The following is a 20,513-nucleotide window of genomic DNA, read 5'->3' on the forward strand; positions in this document are numbered from 1 at the left end:
TACTAGAATTCAGCGTGCTGAAATGATGGTAGCAATTCGTCTGCAGCTTTACCGAACTTAAACGTCAAGTGCCAGTGCTTTTGAATTGTTAATGTGATCCGATAAAGCTTCTGTCGCCTTATCGGTATTTCTTGTTTCGATGGCCTCGATAATACGCAGATGTTCTTGCATAACGGGTGCGACGCGTCCTTCAATCGTATAACGCTCTTGATTGATTAAACGGGTTTTAACTGAATTGACGCGATATGCCGTTGAGATAATGCTGTTTCCCATCGCATCGATAAGTGTATTGTGCATTTTCCAGTCAATTTGCTGTGCCATCTCTTCTTCGGCAGGGCTCAGGATTTTTGATTGAGCAAGCGCCAGCATTTCTTCGTGTTCGTCACGAAGGGATTTTATAGCGGCATCGGATGCGTTGCGCGTGAAAAGTTGTACAGCCTCTTTTTCCATTACCAGGCGAAACTGAAACGCCTCACGGATAAGATTGAGATCCACATGTGCAATTTGAATTCCGCGCTGTGGCAACGCTGTCAATAGACCTTCGGATTCCAGCCGGGGAATGATTTCACGGATTGGTCCAAGCGGTAGTCCAGTGCTTTCGACAAGTTGTCGTTGCGATAAAAATTGCCCAGGCAAAAATTCCCGTGCCAGAAGCTTGTCGATGATGCTGCTATAGGCAAGCTCGCGCTGCTTAATGACTTCTTTTCCACCTGCGCGAGGTTGGCCTAACGGCGTCATTCAAAATTCCTAACTTATAACTGATTCATCAGTGAAATATTATTGAGTACTTGGATGATCAAAATTGCAAGAGTTTGTTGTAAGCGCGGCAGTTTAACACAATCGTGCCGCGCTTTTTATGTGTCTGATACTCCGGCTCTAATGGAGAATTTGACTCAAGAAGAGTTTGGTGCGCTCGTGCTGCGGGTTGTCGAAAAACTCGGCTGGCGCATTCTCTTCGACAATCTGGCCCTGATCCATAAAGATCACGCGGTTTGCAACCTGACGGGCAAAGCCCATTTCATGCGTCACGCAGATCATGGTCATGCCTTCATCAGCAAGGCTGACCATGGTATCAAGCACTTCCTTGACCATTTCCGGGTCAAGTGCTGAAGTCGGCTCGTCAAACAACATCACTTTCGGGTTCATGCACAGCGCACGGGCAATTGCCACACGCTGCTGCTGGCCACCGGAAAGCTGGCCCGGATATTTATTGGCCTGTTCCGGAATTTTCACGCGCTTCAGATAATGCATGGCCACTTCTTCGGCCTGCTTCTTTGGCATTTTACGCACCCAGATAGGGGCCAGCGTGCAATTCTCCAGAATGGTCAGATGCGGGAAGAGGTTGAAGTGCTGAAACACCATCCCGACTTCGCGACGCACTTCATCAATCTTCTTCAAATCATTGGTGAGCTCAATGCCATCAACGATGATTTGCCCTTTCTGGTGTTCTTCCAGACGGTTGACGCAACGGATCATCGTTGATTTGCCGGAGCCTGAAGGGCCAGCAACGACGATGCGTTCGCCACGCATGACTTTCAGATTAATATCACGCAGCACGTGGAACTCGCCATACCACTTGTGCATGTTCTTGATCTCGATAGCCACTTCGGTCTTCGAGACTTCCAGTTTTGAACGGTCGATGTCGACACCAGGCTCAGATTGCGGGAGGGCGCTTTGTGCACTCATTTAAATTATTCCCTTTATTCTTATCGTTTGTGACCCGTGTCGAGCCGTCGTTCCATGAATATAGAGTATCGCGACATGGCGAAACAGAAAATCCAGAAAACGAAGCCCGCAAAGATTAATCCGGTTACGGGAGTCACTGGTGAGGCCCAGTTGGCGTCTGAGAAATTGAGGCGAACAATCCCGAGCAGGTCGAACATTGCAATAATTGTGACGAGCGATGTATCTTTGAACAAGCCGATGAAGGTGTTTACGATACCGGGGATTACGAGTTTTAAGGCTTGAGGAAGAACGACGAGGATCATTTTCTGCCAATAGGTCAAACCGAGAGCATCAGCACCTTCATATTGACCTTTAGGCATTGCCTGAAGGCCACCGCGCACCACTTCAGCCATATAAGCGGATGCGAAAAGCGAGACGCCGATCAGTGCGCGAATGAATTTATCAACTGTAAAGCTTTGTGGAAGGAACAGTGGCAAAACCACACTTGCCATGAACAATACGGCTAGCAATGGAATGCCGCGTACCAGTTCTATAAACGCTGTTGAAAGCTTACGGATTACTGGCAATTCGGATCTGCGACCCAATGCGAGCAAGACGCCAAGTGGTAGTGATACGGAAATGCCAACAAATGAAAGCGTCAGCGTAACGAGCAACCCGCCCCAGAGCGATGTCTCGACATAGGGCAAGCCGAAAATTCCACCAATAAGCAGGATGACTGAAATTACCGGCAATAACAGGAACATAAGAGCCGCATTTAGCGCCTTGTGTCCTACTTTTGATAGCAACAGTGGAACTAGAAGCATTGTGAAGAGTACAAAAACGGAAATTGGCCGCCAGCGCTCATCCATTGGATAGCGCCCGAAAATGAACTGATCCATTTTTGCATTAACGAATGCCCAGCATGCGCCGGACCAACCATCTGGCTGCATGCCGCCTTGGGCGATGGTCGAACAGGCTTCGCGACCGCTGCCTGTCCATGATGCGTCAATGAAAAGCCATTTCACTGCTGGCGGTAGCAGCCATCCGATGAGAAGCAGAGCCAAAATGGTGAAAATGCTGTCTTTTAGACTGCCAAATAATGAGCGTCTGGCCCATGCCAGCGCACCAGTTCGAGTTCCTGGTGCAGGAAGAGCAGGGTGCATTTCCTTGCGGATGAAATGTGTATCGCTCATTTTACCGCTCCTTCAGCGCCACTTTTGTGTTGAACCAGTTCATGAAGGCAGAAGCCGTCAGGCTCAGCGATACGAATACGATTGCCCATATTGTAATGACTTCGATTGCCTGTCCCGTCTGGTTCATGATTGTTCCGCCGATAGAGACGATATCGGCATAGCCAACAGCAATGGCGAGTGAGGAATCTTTCATCAGGTTGAGATATTGGCTTGTGAGCGGAGGAATGATGATCCGCATAGCTTGGGGTATAACAACAAGACGAGTAGTCAGCGAGGGAGAAAGTCCCAATGCATGTGCAGCTTCTGTCTGGCCTTTGCTAATTCCAACGATACCGGACCTAACAATCTCAGCAATGTATGCGGCAGTATAAAAAGATAGGGACAGGAACAGCGACAAAAATTCTGGTCCAAGAGTCATGCCGCCTTGGAGGCGAAAGCGCCCAAGTTCCGGCAGCTCAAAAGACAGTGCTCCGCCTCCTATAAGCATTGTGAGCGTTGGCAAGGCAAGGAGTAAAGCCACTGTTATCCAAAGAACAGGCAAACGCTTGCCCGTCGCAGCCTGTTTGTTGCGCGAGTAAAATCCAATCGCAATACTAGCCAGAATAGCGATGATGAAAGCGGTGAAAACCCAGGCGCCGGCACCACCAAAGTCGGGCTTCGGAAATGAAATGCCGCGATTGTTGATGAAAACTGAGAAAGGGAGTTCAATCGACTGCCGGATCTGTGGCAGGATCGAAATGACGCCGACATACCAGAAGAAGACGATCAGTAGTGGCGGAATATTACGGAACACCTCAACATATACTGTGCATAATTTTGCGATCAGCCAATTGTTGGATAGTCGTCCAATTCCAATCAAAAAGCCCAGAATAGTTGCGGCGACAATGCCGGTGGCAGCCACCAGCAGCGTATTGAGAAAACCCACAAGAAGCGCGCGTCCATAAGTGGAGTCGCTTGAAAATGGTATTAATGCCTGTGAGATATCGAAGCCTGCGCGACCTTCGAGAAAGCCAAAACCGGATGCAATGTTCGCGCGCTGCAAGTTTGCAATCGTGTTTGAGACAATCCAATATGCTGCCGCAACAAGACAGATGAGCACAGCTATCTGGAATAGTTGGCCCCGAAATTTTGGATCGTTCATGGAGCGCAGTTTTTTGTCTGGACCAACGTCTTTAGTCATGACGTTTTCAGCCATGGATTAACTCCCTCCCAAAGTCAGGCGCGTCCTGAATAAGTTTTGGTGGAAGGACCCCAAATCTATGCCAGGCAGATAGGAGGAAGAGCGCATTGGCGCTCTTCCTGATGTGGTGGTGCGTTTCTTAGCGAACAGGTGGGGCATACTGGATGCCGCCCTTGTTCCACAATTGGTTCAGGCCACGATCAATTTTCAGCGGACTATCTTTGCCAAGATTACGTTCGAAGATTTCGCCGTAATTGCCTACGCTTTTGATCGTGCTCTCAGACCATCCATTGTCGAGGCCAAGATCTGCACCGATCTTGTTACCAGTTTCAACGCCAAGGAAACGCTGAATATCCGGATTTACAGACTGCTTCATTTCCTCGACGTTGGCCTGTGTAATGCCGAATTCTTCAGCGTTGATCAGAGCGTAGTGAACCCAGCTTACAATGTCGAACCACTGATCATCACCATGGCGAACAACAAGGCCAAGTGGTTCTTTCGAGATGATTTCTGGCAGAATTACGTGGTTGTCGGGATCTTTCAAAGCCAAACGCAGCGAGTACAGCGCCGATTGGTCGGTCGTGTAAACATCGCAGCGGCCTGCTGCATAAGCACCGTCGACTTCTTCCTGCTTTTCGAAAACGATTGGCTCATAGTTGATTTTATTGGCGCGGAAGTAATCCGCCACATTCATTTCAGTGGTGGTTCCAGTCTGCAAGCAGACCGAAGCGCCATCCAGATCGAGCGCCGATTTCACGCCAAGGTCTTTGCGGACCATGAAGCCCTGACCATCATAGAAATTGACGGGGCGGAAGTTGAAACCAAGTGCTGTATCGCGGCTGATTGTCCAGGTGGTTTCACGCGAGAGCAGGTCTACTTCGCCAGACTGGAGCGCAGGTGTGCGTTCTTTAGAGGTCAAAGGAATGTACTTTACCTTTGTCGCATCGCCCAAGACAGCAGCTGCTACCGCTTTACAATAATCGACGGAAAAACCGGACCATTCGCCTTTGTCATTGGGTGCCGCAAAACCAGCAAGCCCGCTGTTGACGCCGCAATGCAAAACGCCACGTGTCTTCACATCCGACAAAGTGGATGCTGAAGACATGGACGTTGCAGCTGTCGCGGCAATCATTCCCATTACAGTGCTAAGTAGAACCTTTTTCATTGTTTCACCCTGTTTATCTGGCTCAAAGAGCCAATTTAAGTTGAGAAGGTCCTTCAACAGACAGTGCAGAACCGCCTGTTGAAAATTTGAAGATGTTATTTCTGGAGCTTATTGACTGCCGCGACGACGCGTTCACACGCCCCACGCAGGGTTTCAGTTGCTACTGCATATGCAAAACGGATGTGGCCCGGCATGCCAAAAGCATCGCCATGAACAACGCCGACATGGGCTTCATCCAGAAGGTAAGACGCAACGTCGAGATCGCTTGTGATTACCTTGCCGTCTGCTGTTTTACGACCGAACAGTGCTGAGCAATCTGCAAAAACATAAAACGCGCCTTCCGGGGCATCGGCTTCAAGGCCATCAGCCTTAGCGATCATGTCCATTGCGATTGCGCGGCGTTCACCCAGAATGTGAAGCCACTCTGGCATGAAATCATGACCGCCATTGAGCGCCACGACTGCGGCTCCCTGACTGACGGATGATGGGTGCGCGGTGCTCTGGGACTGCAACATTTCCATTGCCGAAACCAACCAGGCAGGACCGCCGGAATAGCCCAGCCGCCAGCCAGTCATGGAGAAGCCTTTTGATACGCCGTTGATCGTCAGTGTGCGATCATAAAGGGCTGGCTCTACAGCCGCTGGCGTTTCAAAAGTGCCTTGATAGATAACATGTTCATAAATGTCATCGGCCATAACAAGTACATTTGGATGGCGCAGAAGCACATCAGTTAACGCTTTGAGTTCATCCTTGGAGTAAACAGCACCAGTTGGATTGCTTGGCGAGTTCAGAATAACCCATCGGGTTTTAGGGGTAATGGCAGCTTCGAGTTCTTCTGGCTGCAAGATCCAGCGGTTGCTGCGCTTTGTTGCGACGGAAACCGGTACGCCACCAGCAAGACGGATCATATCAGGGTAAGAAACCCAGTAAGGTGCCGGGATGATAACTTCATCACCGTCATCCAGAGTTGCGAAGAACGCATTGAAAATCAGCTGCTTTGCACCTGCACCAGCGATGATTTGATTTGGTTCATAAGTCAGGTTGTTTTCCGACTTGAACTTATGAATTATTGCCGCCTTGAGAGCTGCTGTGCCTGATACGGCGGTGTACTTTGTTTCGCCATTGCGAATGGCTTCCATGCCCGCATCGGCGATGGCTTTTGGCGTAGCGAAATCGAGTTCACCTTCACCGAGGTTTACGACGTCGAAACCTGCTGCACGCAAAGCGCGGACTTTATTGGAAATTTCGGCGGTCGGAGAGGCGCCGATGACGCTCATGCGCGGCGCAAGACGTTGGATGGACATGGGGTAGTCTTTCAGAGATATGACAGTGATGTTTGCAGATTCCGAGTGCCGCCTAATGGCGTCATATCGTCATCAATACGCGCGCAGTTTCTGATCGCTTGCCTGGGACGCAGATGAGCTCTTGATACCTTTATATGCATCCAGAGCACTTTTTGCTGCGTCGCGTAGAAGAGCGATGTCATGGGGTCCTGCGATGATACGGTATCCGCGTTCAACCAGATCTGCGACTGAGGCACCTGCGTTAGGAACAGTCCCCATGATTTTTCCGGAACGCAAAATGGCATCTTCGGCCTTCTTGACCAGCGCACGAACTGCCGGATCATCCGTCTGTTCCAGCTTGCCGATTGATCCGGCCAGATCGTTAACGCCGATGAAGACGCAATCAAGACCTTCAATTGCACAGATAGCGTCAATCTGTTCGACAGCTGCCGCCGACTCGACCTGACAAATTGTCAGAAGGTTCTCATTTGCCTTATGAATGTAGTCTGGAACAAGGCCATAGGTCGAGGCGCGCACTACGCCTGCCGCATAACCACGGCGTCCATGTGGTGGGTAATAGCAGCCAGCGATCGCAGAGCGAGCCTCTTCAACATTCTCCACGGATGGGATCATGACCGATTGAACGCCAGCATCGAGAATGCGCTTCAGATAAACATGGTCGTTCCACGGAACACGGACAATCGCGGGCGTTGGGGTGCCTGCAACGGCGCGCAGCTCATCAACGATTGTGGCAGCATCGCCGACACCATGCTCGTGATCAAGAAGGAGGAAGTCAAATCCGATATGGCCCAGAACTTCGGCAGCGGTAACAGATCCGCCAGCCACCCAGCAACCGAATGCGACCTCTCCCGCCAATAGGCGAGCCTTGAGTTGATTTGTTTTAAACATGCTTGAGGTCTCCATCAGCTACATATTGTGCCGCCGATGAGACAAGCTCCTCCACAGCTCTACGCTTCTTTATCAAGAGCTAATCGATGGAGTCAATATAATTGATTGTTAAAAAATATTTGACTAACATGTTAGATGGAATGGCATGTTTGGCGCCCCCGTAAGGAATTTGTCGTATAGATGTTTTAACGCTCGTGAATCCCACAATGTCCATAGTAATTATCGAGAGCTTTAACCGATCATGATAGTTAAAAGCACATGAGAAAACGGGTTCTATGATTGCATGAAAATAGATTCTTAGATCTCGAGTAGACATACGACAAATTCTGACTTTTGCCATATGTGTTGTTTCGCTGAGATGATGGCGTGTTATTCACGCGAACATCAGCACCACGGGCCGAGCTCATCAATGATCGCTCCGGTGATTTGGTGAAACTGTTTCGTATCCTGCAACGACATTATCCGCAGTTCATGGACACGCTTCGCTTCTAGATTACCAGCCGACGCGAGTTTGAGCGGCTGAAGGCAAACGACCCAACTACATTGACCGATCTGAAAAGTGCGGTAAAGTTTGTTTATCTCCAGCGCCTGACCTTAATGGCAAAGTTGCGGGTCGTTCGAACAGAAGCTGTTCCAGACGGTATCTATGCGGAAGATATCTACGCAAAGATCGAGTTGATCGCAGATCGCGATTTGAGAGAAGAAGCCAAGGACTTCTTCGATCATGGACAGTATGCGGAGCGAATTAATCCCTGGGTAGATATTTTCGGGGCCATGTTTGGTCTGCCACCCGACGAAATCGACGCTTTATGGATACCGACAGGGCAACTCGCGTAATTGACTAAAACTTTGAAGCCCCTTATTTGAAGACCACGAAAAGGGGCTTCAATGAATTGCTATCTCATTAATCTAGATCGCAGCCGGGATAGGCTCGAATTTATGGCTGCTCAATTTGAAAAGCATGGCCTGCGGTTTGAAAGAGTTGAGGCTGTTGATGGGCGGGCGTTGTCCGAAGCGGAATTAGCATCATGTATTAAGCTAAGCAAAAACTGGCCAATTCCTCTTGGTCCTACCGAGATAGGCTGTTTCCTATCGCATCGCAGATGCATTGCGAAAGCCGCTGAAAGCGAAGACGAGTTCACCGCCATTTTTGAAGATGATGTGACATTTAGCAATGGCGCTGCACGGCTTTTATCATCATATAAGTGGATTCCTACGGAGGCCGAAATTGTGAAAATTGATGCGTACGGTTACGAGGTGCTTATTTCTCGACCCGTTTCGACAGAAGGCCCGTACGCAGTAACGCGTTTATTATCGCGGCATTTACAAACTGGCGGATACATCATTTCTCGAATAGCTGCACAACGTCTGATCAAACTGATGGACAAAGTACCAGCCCCTGTTGATCATTTTCTTTTTGATCCAGATGATGGCCCGTTTAACCAGCTGAATATTTATCAGATTACACCAGCTATATGCTGGCAGTCAGGTTTGCAAAGTACCATTGGAGGAAACAGGCCTCGTAAAAGCCGTCCCTCATTTGCTAAGCTAATCTGGCGTGAGTCCATAAGGCTAGTGAGCCGTACAAAGCGCAATTCAATAGGCGCTTGGATGAACCTTACAAAAACAGGCCAGTGGGGTCCGATTCCTCGCGATAAAGATATTGGATAGCAAGTCCCTCAGTCTTTCGCCCTTCAAATGGAAATCTACAGCCGTCCTTCGGGGCGGCTGTAGATTTCCATTTGACGAAGGAAACATCATGGATCGAACCGTACCAGCCGGAGCAGCCCTCTTACTTGACTTCATCGCACAGACGGAAGTTGGCAGCACAGGGCTTGCATCATATGACGTGATCTATGGTCATAATCAAAACAAGCTGCCCAAACAGGTCACAAGTATGACGCTTGGCGAGCTGATTGACGCGCAGGCCTCATTCACTAAGCGCTTTAAGTCGTCCGCGTCTGGTCGCTACCAGTTCATGAAAGCCACATTGCAATGGTTGGCTCAGGAGCTTGGCTTGCGAGGTACGCAGGTGTTTGATCCAGACTTGCAGGATCGCCTCGGCTATCACTTGCTCATTCGTCGCGGGCATAACGATTTCATCGCCGGAAAGATCAGCCGCACTAAGTTCGGCAAGCGGCTTGCGCAGGAGTAGGCGTCATTCCCGGTTCTGGTCGCAACCAAGGGCGCACACCGCGATCTGACACGCGGTCAGAGCTACTACATCGGCGGCCCGCTGAATAAGGCACTGGTCACGCCTACCAAGATTGAAAACACTCTCGATCAGGTGAAGGAGACTGGTAATACAACGTCACCCGCTGTGCCAGAAACCGATATTCCGGTTTCGAAACCAGCAACCAGCTTCTGGGCCAACTTCTTCAACGTAATCTTTACATTCTTTGTAAAGGGCAAGTGATGGACATTGCTCTGTTCATCCCGGTCATACGGCAGATACTTCAAGTTGCAGGGGGGGGCTGGTTACATGCGGCTGGCATCGATGATGCTGGCGCTGATGCACATATCGGCATCGTTATCAATTTGATTGTCTTCGGCTGGTGGCTGATTGATCGCGGCCGCATAAACAATAAGTCCCGCCTTCTGCGATACAAGGTAGGAGAAACAGATCATGCTTGAAGCAATTATTGGCCTTGTCGCCGCTTCAAATGAATGGGTGGCTTATGTTGTCCTCGCTATTGGCGGGGCATTTGGTCTGTATCTCAAGGGGCGCGCTGACGGCAAAGGCGTAGAGAAGACGAGGCAGACAAACGAAAGTGCCACCGCCCGCTCTGTGGCTGATGAGATAGACGCCGCCGTATCGGGTCGCGAGCCAGACAAGAACCGCGAAAGGCTGTCAAAATGGTCAAGGTGATTACGCTGGCAGTATTCGTTGCATTATCAGCTTGCGCCAGTCCGCAAGGCTCGTTCTGTCTCGTCGCAAGTCTGTTGCTTCCGTCGGCCTCCATATTGTCCACAATGACCAATCAGGAAGTATATGCCATGCTCGCACACAATGAGAAGGGTGCGAAGCTGTGCGGGTGGAAGGCATGACGCCAATGGATAATGAAGTTCCTACCGCTCACAAAATGGTGGAATTACCTGAGCGCACCAAATCATTCCTTTCCAAGCTTGATGATGACGACATCGACAATCTAGAAGATGCTATTAACTTTTACGCGACAGTGCGAACCATGGGGCATGTCATGAAGTGGCTCGCTATAACCATTCTCGCTGTCATAGTCGGTATCGCATCGCTATACGAAAACAGCCTTAAGATTTGGGGATGGTTCCATAAATGATGCATCGATTGCGTTACCCCGAAATGGTTCCGCGAAACACAACAATGAATACCAATAAACTTTATCTAAGCTACTGCATTGGTTTTGTTTTGAAAAGTGGTGCCGCTTAGCAGACTCGAACTGCTGACCCCATCATTACGAAAAGTGCAGCGCATGATCACTGTATTTCTCTGTATGTCACTGGTGATAACGAAAACAGTTAGTTAGCGATAATCAACGTCCTCCTGCATCATCATAAATCCTTGCAATTCCCGTTCAATTGATTGCTATTTGATTGCTAGCAATCAGGGCAAAGTAATGAAACTAACAAAGCGCAACGTCGATGGAATCGAACCAATCAGCAAAGATGTTCTTCATTGGGATGACGAGCTCAAAGGATTTGGCGTTAAAGTTACACCAGCTGGAAAAAAGATATTTGTTCTCCAATCCCGCCTTAACGGAAGTTTAAAGCGATTTACGATCGGAGCTTTTGGAGCCCCATGGTCCGCGGATGCAACTCGTGACGAAGCAAAACGCCTGCTTGGGGAAATTGTTAAAGGAGTTGATCCGTACGAAGAGAAACGGTCGCGTCGCAATGACATTACCATCGAAGAGCTGGGTAATATCTATTGGGAAATCGCTTGCGCTCATAAAAAGCCTGTTACCGTTGCAAATGAAAAGGGGCTGATGGCTTGGCACATAGCGCCATTATTCGGGCGAATTAAAGTAAAAGACATTCATCGAGTGGATATTCAAAAATTCATCAACGACGTTGCTACCGGCAAAACCGCGGCAAGAGTCAAAACGAAGGCCATAGGGCTAGCCCGAGTTACCGGTGGGAAGGGAGCTGCTAATCGGACGTTAGGCTTGTTATCGTCAATGTTGACGTTTGCTGTTGAGAATGGATATCGTGCTGATAATCCAGCCTTGGGCACGAAGTAGTTTAAGCTAAAAACTCATGATAGGTACTTAACTCCTGAGGAATTGGACCGACTGGGAAAAGCTCTCGATTCAGCGGAAAAGAAGGGGGTAAGCATATTTGCTGTAGCCGCGATAAGGTTCCTCTCCATGACGGGATGTAGAAGGAACGAGGCGCTAACTCTGCAATGGTCATGGGATTGATTTCGAACGCCGAATAGCGAAATTACCAGATAGTAAAACTGGCCAAAAAGTAGTGCACCTAGGTGACAGTGCATTATCATTGATAAAATCGCTCCCAAAAGTCGCTGGCTCACCACTGATTTTCCCTTCATCAGTGGGAGGGGATAAGCCAATCAGTATTCAAAAGATATGGAATGACATTCGTTGCGAAGCAGATTTGCATGACCTGCGTATCCATGATCTTCGACATAATTTCGCAAGTACGGCCGTTTCAACGGGACAAAGCCTATACTTAGTGGGGAAATTGTTAGGCCATAGTCAGTCGCAAACAACTCAGAGGTATGCACATTTAGCACCAGATCCTATACGAGATGCTGCGGATCATGTATCAAATATTATTGATGGAAAACTGACGCCCAAAAGCACAAAATTTTGAACGAAGGGCATGTCTTCGCTGCCCTCCCACTTACTTACATATTCGTATGAGATCGGTGGGTAGGGCAGCTTTTTTGATTAAGATTTTCTACTGCGGTAGATCACCAGCTTTAGGCAACTTGGCCCATTCGGCTAGAAATGCGTCGCGGTTTTTGGCAGCGTCGGCCTCATCAAGCTCAAAAACTTTCACCTCGGCTAGCTCCGGGAGTTCAACGAATTCAGATACTTTGATATCGTTGCGGCTTGGGCGACGGAATGCGACCTTCAAGAGCTCAATTTGTGCTTCCTTTGAAAGCAAGCTGTCGAGCGCTTTCTTAGCATTCTCGCCGCTGGGGGCATTCTTGAACAGACCTGCGAATTCAGGCGTCATGAATGTGCCTTCTGATGGATACACCAGCGATAATTCTTCTTGCCCGCCGTCGATGTAAGGATAGGCCGTGGCTTCAAACGTGAGGCCAATCGTGTATTCTCCCATTGCTGTGCCTTTGGGCACATTGGATGCCGCACCTGATGTCACAATATTGGCTGCAACAGCCTTAAACGTGTCTTCATCAAGCAGTTTTGAAAGACCCCATGCAATGGTGTAACCAGTCGAGCTGTTGACAGGATCAGGCATGATAATCTTGCCTTTCCATTCTGGTTTGGCCAGATCAGCCCATGTTTTTGGAGCTGAATTGCGTTGTAACTGATCGGAGTTTACTAACATTGTCACCAGGTGAACATTAGCAGGAATAAATAGATCGCCACTGTAATGCAGGTTTTGTGGAATAGCTTCGAGTGCTGATGCCTTATAAGGCTCAAACAGTTTTTCATAAGCGCCGAGGGTGTTGGCGGATGAAGACCAGAAAATGTCACTTTGAGGTGCTGATGCCTCTGCTTCTGCGCGTCGCAGCAAAACACCGGAACCTCCGGTGATCACGCCGAGGTTTTGCCCGGTCTTCTCTTTCACAACGGCCTGAACGGCTTCATAGGCCTGAACAGGGTTTGATGTGTAGAGAACAGGGTCACTTGCCAATGCAGGCAAGGTGAGGCCAAGCGACATAGAACCGGCTAAGAGATAAGAAGATAGTTTCATAGTTTCCTCGCATTTGATGAAGTTATTGAGCAGTTGACCTGCTTCGTCGGTTTATTTTGAAGCAAAAACATCGATCCGGAACAGTTTGGTGGCGATGATGATTGGTACGAGAATGACAGTTACCAACACCAGACCATAGGCTGACGCATAAGCCATGAGGCCGGAATCAAGCAGTCGGAAAACCTGAATTGGTAGTGTTTCCCGCCCGCCGGAATAGACCAGAATGGACGCTGATAGTTCAGCTACCGTTGTTGTCCATGTCAGGATTGCAGCGGAAGCAATGGCCGGCAACATCATAGGAAGTACAACTTTGAAAAAGGATCGTACTGGCGGAACACCGAGGCTGATTGATGCTTCCTCAATCGAATTTGGAATGTTCTGCAAAATAGCCTGTGAGTTGCGCATACCGAACGGCATCCGGCGTACAACATAGGCCAAAACAATGATCATCGCTGTGCCAGATAATGGTAGCCAGCCGCCATGGAACGTTGCCAGCAGGCCAACACCCAAAACCGTGCCAGACAAGGCAAGTGGGATGGCTGATATGTAATCAATTACTGGAGTGATCAGATTTGGTTTTTTCACGACCAGATAACTGACTACGGCGCTAAAGATGATCGATATTAACGTAGCCGTTGCTGCATAGGTGAGGGAGTTCACGAGTGGCTGAGGGGCGGTGACAAAGACGCGAGCGATGTTTGAAAATGTCCAATTGCCCCATTGCATCACAGGCCCACGCGATGCGGTGAAAGCGCCAACGACGATTACGCAAAGTGGCAATAGTGATACGATAACGATAAATCCTGCACTTACCGCGACCAGTAGCCCTTTTAATCCTCGCAATGGAACAGGCTTCGCTCCGCGTCCCTGCACGATTTCGAAACGTCCACGTGACACCACGAACCGGTTACAAAACAGTACGAGCATCACGATTAGCACTGAGACGCTGGCAAGTGTCGACTGCATGGTGATGTCGCTCGCGCCTTCTGCGACTGCTGCCTGATAGGTGACAACCGAAAGTAATGGCAGTCGGTGGCTCAAGATCATCGAGATTGCAAAGTTTCCGACGACCATTGTGAAAACAAGCAGGGCCGAGGCAAGAACTGTCGGCAAAATGACCGGTAACATGACGCGCAAGCGGGATTTTGCTGGGCTTGTTCCTAGGGATTGAGCGGCTTCTTCGAGCTGCACATCGAACTTTCCAATTGCTGCGACAACACCAATGTAGATGTAGGTGTAATAGATGAAGCTCATGGAGACGATGAGGCCGAACCAGCCATAGAAGCTTGGTAAGAGAATGCCGTAACCCTTCAGAAACCTCGTCACTAAACCGTTGTTACCCAACATCATGAGCCAGGTTTGGGCTGCAATGACTTCAGGCAGTACCAGCGTAATCAATGGCAAAAGAGCGATGAGCCATTTGCCCGGAAAGCTATAGCGAGCTGTCACATATGCTAACGGAACACCAATTATAGTGCAGAATATTGTGACGACGGAGGCCAGTATAAGTGTGTTCTGTATTGCTGCGATATAGCGTGGATTTTCTAAGAGACGCATCCAGCCATTCGGGCCTTCGCCTACGAAACTGGCACTGAGAATGGTTAGTAGAGGATACAGAATAAAGACACATAACAGTGCCAGAGCTAGCAGGCTTAACCAGAACCAGAGTGTTTGTAGTGATTTTTTCATGATGCAATCACCAGTGCCTGATCCGGATTTACCGTTACATGGATCTGATCACCCAACCCGAAGGCATCGTGGTTCGGACCATGCAATTCGGCAACGAGTTGCTGATTGTCAGAAATATCGAGCCGATAACTTGTTTTGGTGCCGAGGTATTGACGACTGCGGATCACGCCGGAGATTGCCTGCTGGCCATCTGGGCGTGTTGTAGAGATATGTAGATTTTCGGGCCGAAGAATGAGGATGCCGCTTTGGCCTGATTTGTCGGTGCGCTGGTCAGTTGCATTGATTATCTGCGTACCAACCGAGACAGCAGCATAGTCATTTTGTGAGGATCGCACATCGACCGGAAGACAGTTGGCCGAGCCGACAAAGTCAGCCACATAGCTGGTACGCGGTGTCGTATAAATTTGTTTGGGCGTTCCAATTTGTTCAAGCGCACCACGGTTCATGACGCCGATGCGATCCGACATAGCCAGTGCTTCTTCCTGGTCATGTGTAACAAATACGGTAGTGATGTTATCTTCGCGCTGTAGCTCGCAAATTGTCTCGCGGATTTGGATGCGAAGCTTGGCATCCAAGTTTGACAGCGGTTCATCCATTAAAAGAACGGCTGGCTTGATGACGAGCGCGCGGGCGAGGGCCACACGCTGGCGCTGGCCACCTGATAATGCAGCCGGATGACGCTGCGCGAGATGACTTAGGCCAACACGTTCAAGTGCTTGGCCAATTTTAGCTTTGGCGCTTTCACCTTTTTCACCACGCGCGCTCAGGCCGTAAGCAACGTTCTGCTGAACTGTTTTATCTGGAAATAGCGCGTAATCCTGAAAAACCATCCCGATATTGCGCTTATGTGGTGGTAGGTTGGTAACGTCTGTATCACCGAAGCGGATTGAGCCGTTGGACGCTGCTACAAACCCGGCAATGGTGCGGAGTAATGTTGTCTTGCCACAGCCGGATGGACCTAAAAGAGTAAAAAAACAACCCTGCGGAATGTCTAGCGACAATTGGGAGATGACGTTTTCTTCCCCATAAGTCACATCAAGGGTTTGAATTTTAATGCCCATATTTGAGTTCCCATTTTCATTATAATTATCAGCTTGAAATGCTGGTGGATTATGCAGCTGCGTTAACCTCTTTCAGGCTGGATTCGACGAGTTCCAGTGCCTGTTCATGACAACGCTCGTCACCTGCAGCAAGAATGGTTCCGTTGCTTGATAAAGTTAGAGGTTGGCCATTCCAGTCCGTAATTTTTCCACCCGCACCTTCGATAATCGGACGATAGGGAGCGAAGTCATAAATCTGCTGCCCAGCGTCGATTGCGAGATCTGTGCGTCCTTCAGCGAGTCTGCCGTAGTTCAGGCATGCGCCGCCGTATACGCGATTGGCGGTTTGGCGGCGCAGTGCGTTAAGAGCAGGCAACTGATCCACTGACATGTAGTCTTGGTTAGAGTTGGTCATCAGAGCCGTTTCGATGCTGGCACATGGACGGCAACGTGCGGCTCGGCCATTGAGCACCGTTGCTTGCCCTGTTGCACCTATCCATCGTGTATCGAGTACAGGATTATCAATCACGCCAACCTGCGGTACGCCATCAATTGCGAGTGCAATGAGTGTTCCCCAGACGGGAATGCCTACAATGAAAGGGGCTGTACCGTCGATTGGATCAAGAACCCATACATGCGTTGCATGTTCACCGACGCTGCCTTCTTCTTCACCAATAATACCGTGATGTGGATAGTGTTTACGAATTTCTGCACGCAGACGGTGTTCTATGGCGCGGTCGTACTTCGTGACCAAGCTGCGATCAGGTTTCACCTCAATATCAGAAACTGTGTTCTCGTTTCTCGTCAGTTCAACAGCCAATGTTTCGCGTGCTATGTCTGCTAAAGCAGCTGCGAAACGGACAAGGTGATCTATTTCTGACGTTGACATAATTATTTCCCCAACTTCTCTTAAATAAAGCTAGCAACAAATAAAAAATGTGGCAATAGTTGGCGTATGTGTTTTTTTGTGTTTTTTGATGCGCCGAAGAAATGAGTGGATTGGATCATGTGGCAGGACGAACGTCATAAGAAGATCGTGGATTATCTCACGGCTTTTGGCCGTGTCTCGATTGACCAGATCACCGAGGAAATTGGCGTCTCGCGCGAAACCATCCGTCGCGATCTCATGGAGCTTGAGCAGGCAGGAAAATTGAAGCGTGTTCGCGGTGGTGCTGTACCGCTTGCAAAGGAAGACACAGACTTTCATGTACGCGTCCACCAACGGCTGCTTGAAAAGCAAGCCATTGCGATGGAGGCTCTCAATCTGCTTTCAAATGAAATGACAGTGTTCATTGATGCTGGCACCACAACGACGGTGATGGCGGAGGTGCTGGCCAATTATCATGGTCTTTCGGGGCTCAATATCCTGACCAATTCGATCGACGTAGCACGTTTGCTCTCGGGAAAAGAAAGCGATTCCTACCATCGTTATAAGGTGCATTTGCTATCTGGAGATGTGCGCCAAGACCCGCTCGAAACCTGGGGTGCATCAACCATCAACGACATATATCGCTATCGTGCTGATGTGGCGTTGTTGGCACCTTGGGGCATTGATCCAGAGCGAGGGGCAATGAACCATTTCATCCACGGGGCCGAAATCGCACGCGCCATGGTCCGTAATTCGGCGAAGACGATAATCCTAGCGGATCATTCCAAAATTAGCGCGCCAGCGCGTTCGGTTTTTTGTTCAATTGAGGAAATTTCGCACTTAATCGTTGACAGAGAGGCACGGGATGTTCCTGATTTTCCCGCTCTTGAGAGAGCTATATCGAGTGTCATTGTAAGTAATTGATTGTTATTAGGTTTTTTGACGCATTTATGACAATACCACATATGGTAAAAGGTGAATTTTGCCATATGTGGTCGCGTCAAACTAGCGTTCATATTGACCTGCATGGGGTGGGTAGCTGACTAACGGCGTGCAAGAAGTCGAAATAGAGAGCGGCTATTGTGAGCGTCGTCCAGTGCGCTTTCTTCCAGAAAGAGCCGAATTTCTTAAATCTCTGATTGTTTCAGTTTTTTGACACCAAACCTATGTGTAGCTTTCCATGCCGGACGACAAAGTACAGCAGGATCATATTGTGCAATGTCCATCTGACTTCTGCTATGGACATTATCGGTCATCGTAATCAATCAGGCGCAAGATAAACTGTTGAACTGTCAGCGACAGGAATGCATTTTTAGAAAGTAATCAGTAGGAATCATCTAAAAGACTATTCACCCAGAATTCTGACACACTTGCGCTATTGGGCAGGCTGACAATATGCAGTATTGAGCTTGCAACATCTTCAGGGCGTGTCAATTCATCGGAGGCTGATGCAAGCGGTGTGCCCATATCTGTTGCGACAAAACCAGGGCAGACAGCTGTCGAGCGCACACCTCTGTCAAAACCAGCATGTCGGATGGCATGTGAAAGCCCCAATGCCGCAAACTTCGATACCGAATAAGCACCGGAAATTGCAGATTTAACGCGCTTTGCCGAAAGAGACGCGACAACTACAACCCGACCGCTGCCAGTCTTCACAAGTTCATCCCAGCACGCTTTCACCAACAAGCGCGGACCATTGACGTTGACATCCATCAATGCTGTAAATTCATCATCCGTTGCATCAATGACCGAATTGCGAACCATTATTCCTGCATTGGCAACTACAGCATCTATGCGACCGAACCGCTTGACAGCGGCATCTGCCCAGAGCATTGCTGTCTCAGGCTTGCTGGCGTCATAGGCATGAACCTGTGTGGTCGCATCATCCGCCCAATCCGGCATGTGTGAGGTTCTTATACCGAGAGACACGTTCCAGCCCGCATGCATAAATGCTTGCGCCGTCGCAGCACCGATGCCGCGATTAGCACCGGAAATCAGGATTGTCCGTTTCTGTTCCATGGTTTTTCCTTGAATCAAACCCGCCACTTTTCGTAAAAAGCCCGGGACGCTTGAACTCCCGGGCCCTGTTGTTTCAGAGTTTCAGGCTTTTTCAGCTTTGTATGTAAACGACATGCGTTACAGTAAATTCGTAAAGTCCGTGCTTTCCGTCAGCGCCGCCAATGCCTGACTTGCGTCGACCAGCATGGAAGCCCTGCATAGCTTCAAAATTCTCGCGATTGATATAGGTTTCGCCGAACTTCAGCTCACGCGAAGCCTGCATGGCCGCAGAAAGATCACGCGTGTAGATTGAAGAGGTCAGACCATAATCGGAGTCATTCGACAATGCGATTGCCTCATCCAGGCTATCGACAATCTGAACCGGCAGCACCGGACCAAAGGTCTCTTTGCGCATTATGTTCATATCAGATTTAGCGCCCGTAATCAGCGTCGGCTCGTAATGGAAACCGGAAGCGCGATCGGCAACTTTGCCACCCAGCACAACTGTTGCGCCCTGCGCACGCGCCATATCGACAGCCTGAGCAACCTTATCAAGGCCAGCCTGATTAACAAGCGGTCCCATATGCAGATCATCTTCAACCGATGGATCGCCATAACGGGTATTTTCGAACAAGGTCTGAAGCTTTGCGACAAACGCATCGTGAACCGGACGTTCAACATAAACACGCTCAGCACAGTTACAGACCTGACCCGTATTGATAACGCGCGAGTCATAGATCGCTTTGGCGGCCAGATCGAGATCGGCATCCTTCAGCACGATTGCTGGAGCCTTACCACCGAGTTCAAGATTGACCTTTGTCAGGTTTTTGCCAGCGAGCTGCATAATATGCGAGCCTGTCGCCACACTGCCCGTAAAGGTGATGAGATCAACACCCGGATGTGATGCAAGTGCTTCGCCAGCGACGCATCCACGACCGCCAACCAGATTGAACACACCCTTTGGCAGATCAGTTTCCGCCAGAAGCTCAGCAAAAACATAGGCGTTAAGCGGCGTCTCTTCACTTGGCTTAATAACAATCGTATTGCCGGTCACCAGAGCAGGTGCCATTTTACGTGCGATCAGAAAGAACGGGAAGTTCCACGGAAGAATACCCGCAACCACACCAACCGGCTTGCGCAGCAGCAGCATCGTTTCATTCGGACGGTCGCTTGTCAGCACTTCGCCTTCAATCCGGCGCGCCCATTCCGCCATATAATCCATGTAGTCGGCGGTAAAGTCGACCTCAACTTGTGCAAGGCCACGGACCTTACCCTGTTCCTTGACGATAATATCAGCCAGCTCAACACGGTGTTCGCGCAGCTTGGCAGAAATCTTACGCAGGTAGTTAGCACGTTCAATGGCGGGCAGCTTTTCCCAAGCGCCCTGCGCAGCACGCGCGGCCTTCACCGCCGCATCGACATCATCGGCGCTTGTTTCCGGTATCCTGCCAAGCAATGCACCAGTGGCAGGATTGGTAACTTCAATCAACTCGCTGCCAGCCGGTACAAAAGCACCATCAATATAGTTCTGATAGTCGCGCGGAGTATCTGAAAACGTCTGTGATTGCTTGCGTATGCTCATGCCTGTTCCTCCTTGAGCGATGATAATAAAGTTCTTAAGCTTTCAGCCTGTCCGC

Annotated in this window: 21 protein-coding genes and 1 pseudogene; 9 read left to right on the plus strand and 13 right to left on the minus strand. The window is 49.5% G+C overall.

The features are described 5' to 3' along the window. Window positions 1–57 precede the first annotated feature (57 nt). From RI570_RS13245 to RI570_RS13275, 7 genes are all read right to left on the minus strand, one after another. Complete coding sequence (locus RI570_RS13245; protein ID WP_313829025.1) at window positions 58–738, minus strand: GntR family transcriptional regulator; 681 nt, start codon at window positions 736–738, stop codon at window positions 58–60. A gap of 138 nt (window positions 739–876) precedes the next feature. Further along, the gene (locus tag RI570_RS13250; protein WP_313829026.1) at window positions 877–1,686 is read right to left on the minus strand and encodes an amino acid ABC transporter ATP-binding protein; all 810 of its coding nucleotides are present in this window, start codon (window positions 1,684–1,686) and stop codon (window positions 877–879) included. A gap of 20 nt (window positions 1,687–1,706) precedes the next feature. Further along, window positions 1,707–2,858, minus strand: a complete 1,152-nt coding sequence (locus tag RI570_RS13255; RefSeq protein ID WP_409558672.1) for an amino acid ABC transporter permease — start codon at window positions 2,856–2,858, stop codon at window positions 1,707–1,709. 1 nt (window position 2,859) lies between these two features. Further along, the gene (locus RI570_RS13260; RefSeq protein WP_313829027.1) at window positions 2,860–4,053 is read right to left on the minus strand and encodes an amino acid ABC transporter permease; all 1,194 of its coding nucleotides are present in this window, start codon (window positions 4,051–4,053) and stop codon (window positions 2,860–2,862) included. A gap of 124 nt (window positions 4,054–4,177) precedes the next feature. Continuing rightward, complete coding sequence (locus RI570_RS13265) at window positions 4,178–5,203, minus strand: transporter substrate-binding domain-containing protein (RefSeq protein WP_313829028.1); 1,026 nt, start codon at window positions 5,201–5,203, stop codon at window positions 4,178–4,180. A 95-nt stretch (window positions 5,204–5,298) separates the two neighbouring features. Next, on the minus strand, window positions 5,299–6,507 hold the full coding sequence (locus RI570_RS13270) for a pyridoxal phosphate-dependent aminotransferase (RefSeq protein WP_313829029.1): 1,209 nt from the start codon (window positions 6,505–6,507) through the stop codon (window positions 5,299–5,301). A 72-nt stretch (window positions 6,508–6,579) separates the two neighbouring features. Then, on the minus strand, window positions 6,580–7,395 hold the full coding sequence (locus RI570_RS13275) for an aldolase/citrate lyase family protein (protein WP_313829030.1): 816 nt from the start codon (window positions 7,393–7,395) through the stop codon (window positions 6,580–6,582). Window positions 7,396–7,761: 366 nt separating this feature from the next. On the opposite strand from RI570_RS13275, the pseudogene RI570_RS13280 reads away from it, so the two are divergent. The 8 genes and pseudogenes from RI570_RS13280 to RI570_RS21685 form a co-directional block, all read left to right on the plus strand. Then, window positions 7,762–8,015, plus strand: a pseudogene (locus RI570_RS13280) (DNA adenine methylase); the annotation flags it as partial. A gap of 268 nt (window positions 8,016–8,283) precedes the next feature. Beyond that, window positions 8,284–9,066 (plus strand): glycosyltransferase family 25 protein, encoded by a 783-nt coding sequence (locus RI570_RS13285; RefSeq protein ID WP_313829031.1) that lies wholly within the window; start codon window positions 8,284–8,286, stop codon window positions 9,064–9,066. Window positions 9,067–9,154: 88 nt separating this feature from the next. Further along, a complete protein-coding gene (locus RI570_RS13290; RefSeq protein WP_313829033.1) occupies window positions 9,155–9,550 on the plus strand; it encodes a hypothetical protein in 396 nt (131 codons plus the stop codon). Between the two features lie 260 nt (window positions 9,551–9,810). Then, the gene (locus tag RI570_RS13295) at window positions 9,811–10,029 is read left to right on the plus strand and encodes a hypothetical protein (protein WP_313829034.1); all 219 of its coding nucleotides are present in this window, start codon (window positions 9,811–9,813) and stop codon (window positions 10,027–10,029) included. Beyond that, window positions 10,022–10,264 carry a hypothetical protein gene (locus RI570_RS13300; RefSeq protein WP_313829035.1) on the plus strand — a complete coding sequence of 81 codons (243 nt, stop codon included), beginning with the start codon at window positions 10,022–10,024 and terminating at the stop codon, window positions 10,262–10,264. Before RI570_RS13295 ends, RI570_RS13300 begins: the two co-directional genes overlap by 8 nt. A gap of 184 nt (window positions 10,265–10,448) precedes the next feature. Continuing rightward, window positions 10,449–10,691, plus strand: coding sequence for a hypothetical protein (locus RI570_RS13305; RefSeq protein ID WP_313830038.1), 243 nt, complete (start codon window positions 10,449–10,451; stop codon window positions 10,689–10,691). Window positions 10,692–10,988: 297 nt separating this feature from the next. Beyond that, window positions 10,989–11,612 carry an integrase arm-type DNA-binding domain-containing protein gene (locus RI570_RS13310; RefSeq protein WP_313829036.1) on the plus strand — a complete coding sequence of 208 codons (624 nt, stop codon included), beginning with the start codon at window positions 10,989–10,991 and terminating at the stop codon, window positions 11,610–11,612. Between the two features lie 175 nt (window positions 11,613–11,787). Continuing rightward, entirely contained in the window at window positions 11,788–12,207 is a 420-nt protein-coding gene (locus RI570_RS21685; RefSeq protein ID WP_409558694.1) for a site-specific integrase, read from the plus strand. Window positions 12,208–12,294: 87 nt separating this feature from the next. Here RI570_RS21685 and RI570_RS13315 read toward each other — a convergent pair whose 3' ends face one another. Genes RI570_RS13315 through RI570_RS13330 form a run of 4 tightly spaced genes read right to left on the minus strand, consistent with a single transcriptional unit; the run spans window position 12,295 to window position 16,899 of the window. Beyond that, a complete protein-coding gene (locus RI570_RS13315) occupies window positions 12,295–13,281 on the minus strand; it encodes an extracellular solute-binding protein (protein WP_313829037.1) in 987 nt (328 codons plus the stop codon). 51 nt (window positions 13,282–13,332) lie between these two features. After that, the gene (locus RI570_RS13320; RefSeq protein WP_313829039.1) at window positions 13,333–14,970 is read right to left on the minus strand and encodes an iron ABC transporter permease; all 1,638 of its coding nucleotides are present in this window, start codon (window positions 14,968–14,970) and stop codon (window positions 13,333–13,335) included. Next, window positions 14,967–16,031: an ABC transporter ATP-binding protein gene (locus RI570_RS13325; RefSeq protein ID WP_313829040.1), complete on the minus strand. Its 1,065-nt coding sequence runs from the start codon at window positions 16,029–16,031 to the stop codon at window positions 14,967–14,969. Before RI570_RS13325 ends, RI570_RS13320 begins: the two co-directional genes overlap by 4 nt. A gap of 49 nt (window positions 16,032–16,080) precedes the next feature. After that, the gene (locus tag RI570_RS13330) at window positions 16,081–16,899 is read right to left on the minus strand and encodes an inositol monophosphatase family protein (RefSeq protein ID WP_313829041.1); all 819 of its coding nucleotides are present in this window, start codon (window positions 16,897–16,899) and stop codon (window positions 16,081–16,083) included. A 117-nt stretch (window positions 16,900–17,016) separates the two neighbouring features. On the opposite strand from RI570_RS13330, the gene RI570_RS13335 reads away from it, so the two are divergent. Beyond that, window positions 17,017–17,802, plus strand: coding sequence for a DeoR/GlpR family DNA-binding transcription regulator (locus RI570_RS13335; protein WP_313829042.1), 786 nt, complete (start codon window positions 17,017–17,019; stop codon window positions 17,800–17,802). A gap of 399 nt (window positions 17,803–18,201) precedes the next feature. Here the strand turns inward: RI570_RS13335 and RI570_RS13340 are convergent, their stop codons facing one another. Further along, the gene (locus RI570_RS13340; protein ID WP_313829043.1) at window positions 18,202–18,897 is read right to left on the minus strand and encodes an SDR family NAD(P)-dependent oxidoreductase; all 696 of its coding nucleotides are present in this window, start codon (window positions 18,895–18,897) and stop codon (window positions 18,202–18,204) included. 91 nt (window positions 18,898–18,988) lie between these two features. After that, complete coding sequence (gene aldA, locus RI570_RS13345; protein WP_313829044.1) at window positions 18,989–20,458, minus strand: aldehyde dehydrogenase; 1,470 nt, start codon at window positions 20,456–20,458, stop codon at window positions 18,989–18,991. Window positions 20,459–20,513: the final 55 nt, after the last annotated feature.

It is taken from the genome of Brucella pseudogrignonensis (assembly GCF_032190615.1).
Taxonomy (GTDB): Bacteria; Pseudomonadota; Alphaproteobacteria; order Rhizobiales; family Rhizobiaceae; genus Brucella; species Brucella pseudogrignonensis_B.

What these genes read in the sequence shown, in the direction of transcription:
- RI570_RS13310 (WP_313829036.1), top strand. Translation starts at nt 10,989, where the DNA reads ATGAAACTAACAAAGCGCAACGTCGATGGAATCGAACCAATCAGCAAA.
- RI570_RS13340 (WP_313829043.1), bottom strand. Translation starts at nt 18,897, where the DNA reads ATGGAACAGAAACGGACAATCCTGATTTCCGGTGCTAATCGCGGCATC.
- RI570_RS13305 (WP_313830038.1), top strand. Translation starts at nt 10,449, where the DNA reads ATGGATAATGAAGTTCCTACCGCTCACAAAATGGTGGAATTACCTGAG.
- RI570_RS13260 (WP_313829027.1), bottom strand. Translation starts at nt 4,053, where the DNA reads ATGGCTGAAAACGTCATGACTAAAGACGTTGGTCCAGACAAAAAACTG.
- RI570_RS13245 (WP_313829025.1), bottom strand. Translation starts at nt 738, where the DNA reads ATGACGCCGTTAGGCCAACCTCGCGCAGGTGGAAAAGAAGTCATTAAG.
- RI570_RS13320 (WP_313829039.1), bottom strand. Translation starts at nt 14,970, where the DNA reads ATGAAAAAATCACTACAAACACTCTGGTTCTGGTTAAGCCTGCTAGCT.
- RI570_RS13330 (WP_313829041.1), bottom strand. Translation starts at nt 16,899, where the DNA reads ATGTCAACGTCAGAAATAGATCACCTTGTCCGTTTCGCAGCTGCTTTA.
- RI570_RS13315 (WP_313829037.1), bottom strand. Translation starts at nt 13,281, where the DNA reads ATGAAACTATCTTCTTATCTCTTAGCCGGTTCTATGTCGCTTGGCCTC.
- RI570_RS13335 (WP_313829042.1), top strand. Translation starts at nt 17,017, where the DNA reads ATGTGGCAGGACGAACGTCATAAGAAGATCGTGGATTATCTCACGGCT.
- RI570_RS13250 (WP_313829026.1), bottom strand. Translation starts at nt 1,686, where the DNA reads ATGAGTGCACAAAGCGCCCTCCCGCAATCTGAGCCTGGTGTCGACATC.
- RI570_RS13290 (WP_313829033.1), top strand. Translation starts at nt 9,155, where the DNA reads ATGGATCGAACCGTACCAGCCGGAGCAGCCCTCTTACTTGACTTCATC.
- RI570_RS13265 (WP_313829028.1), bottom strand. Translation starts at nt 5,203, where the DNA reads ATGAAAAAGGTTCTACTTAGCACTGTAATGGGAATGATTGCCGCGACA.
- RI570_RS13275 (WP_313829030.1), bottom strand. Translation starts at nt 7,395, where the DNA reads ATGTTTAAAACAAATCAACTCAAGGCTCGCCTATTGGCGGGAGAGGTC.
- RI570_RS13255 (WP_409558672.1), bottom strand. Translation starts at nt 2,858, where the DNA reads ATGAGCGATACACATTTCATCCGCAAGGAAATGCACCCTGCTCTTCCT.
- RI570_RS13295 (WP_313829034.1), top strand. Translation starts at nt 9,811, where the DNA reads ATGGACATTGCTCTGTTCATCCCGGTCATACGGCAGATACTTCAAGTT.
- RI570_RS13285 (WP_313829031.1), top strand. Translation starts at nt 8,284, where the DNA reads ATGAATTGCTATCTCATTAATCTAGATCGCAGCCGGGATAGGCTCGAA.
- RI570_RS13325 (WP_313829040.1), bottom strand. Translation starts at nt 16,031, where the DNA reads ATGGGCATTAAAATTCAAACCCTTGATGTGACTTATGGGGAAGAAAAC.
- RI570_RS13300 (WP_313829035.1), top strand. Translation starts at nt 10,022, where the DNA reads ATGCTTGAAGCAATTATTGGCCTTGTCGCCGCTTCAAATGAATGGGTG.
- aldA (WP_313829044.1), bottom strand. Translation starts at nt 20,458, where the DNA reads ATGAGCATACGCAAGCAATCACAGACGTTTTCAGATACTCCGCGCGAC.
- RI570_RS13270 (WP_313829029.1), bottom strand. Translation starts at nt 6,507, where the DNA reads ATGTCCATCCAACGTCTTGCGCCGCGCATGAGCGTCATCGGCGCCTCT.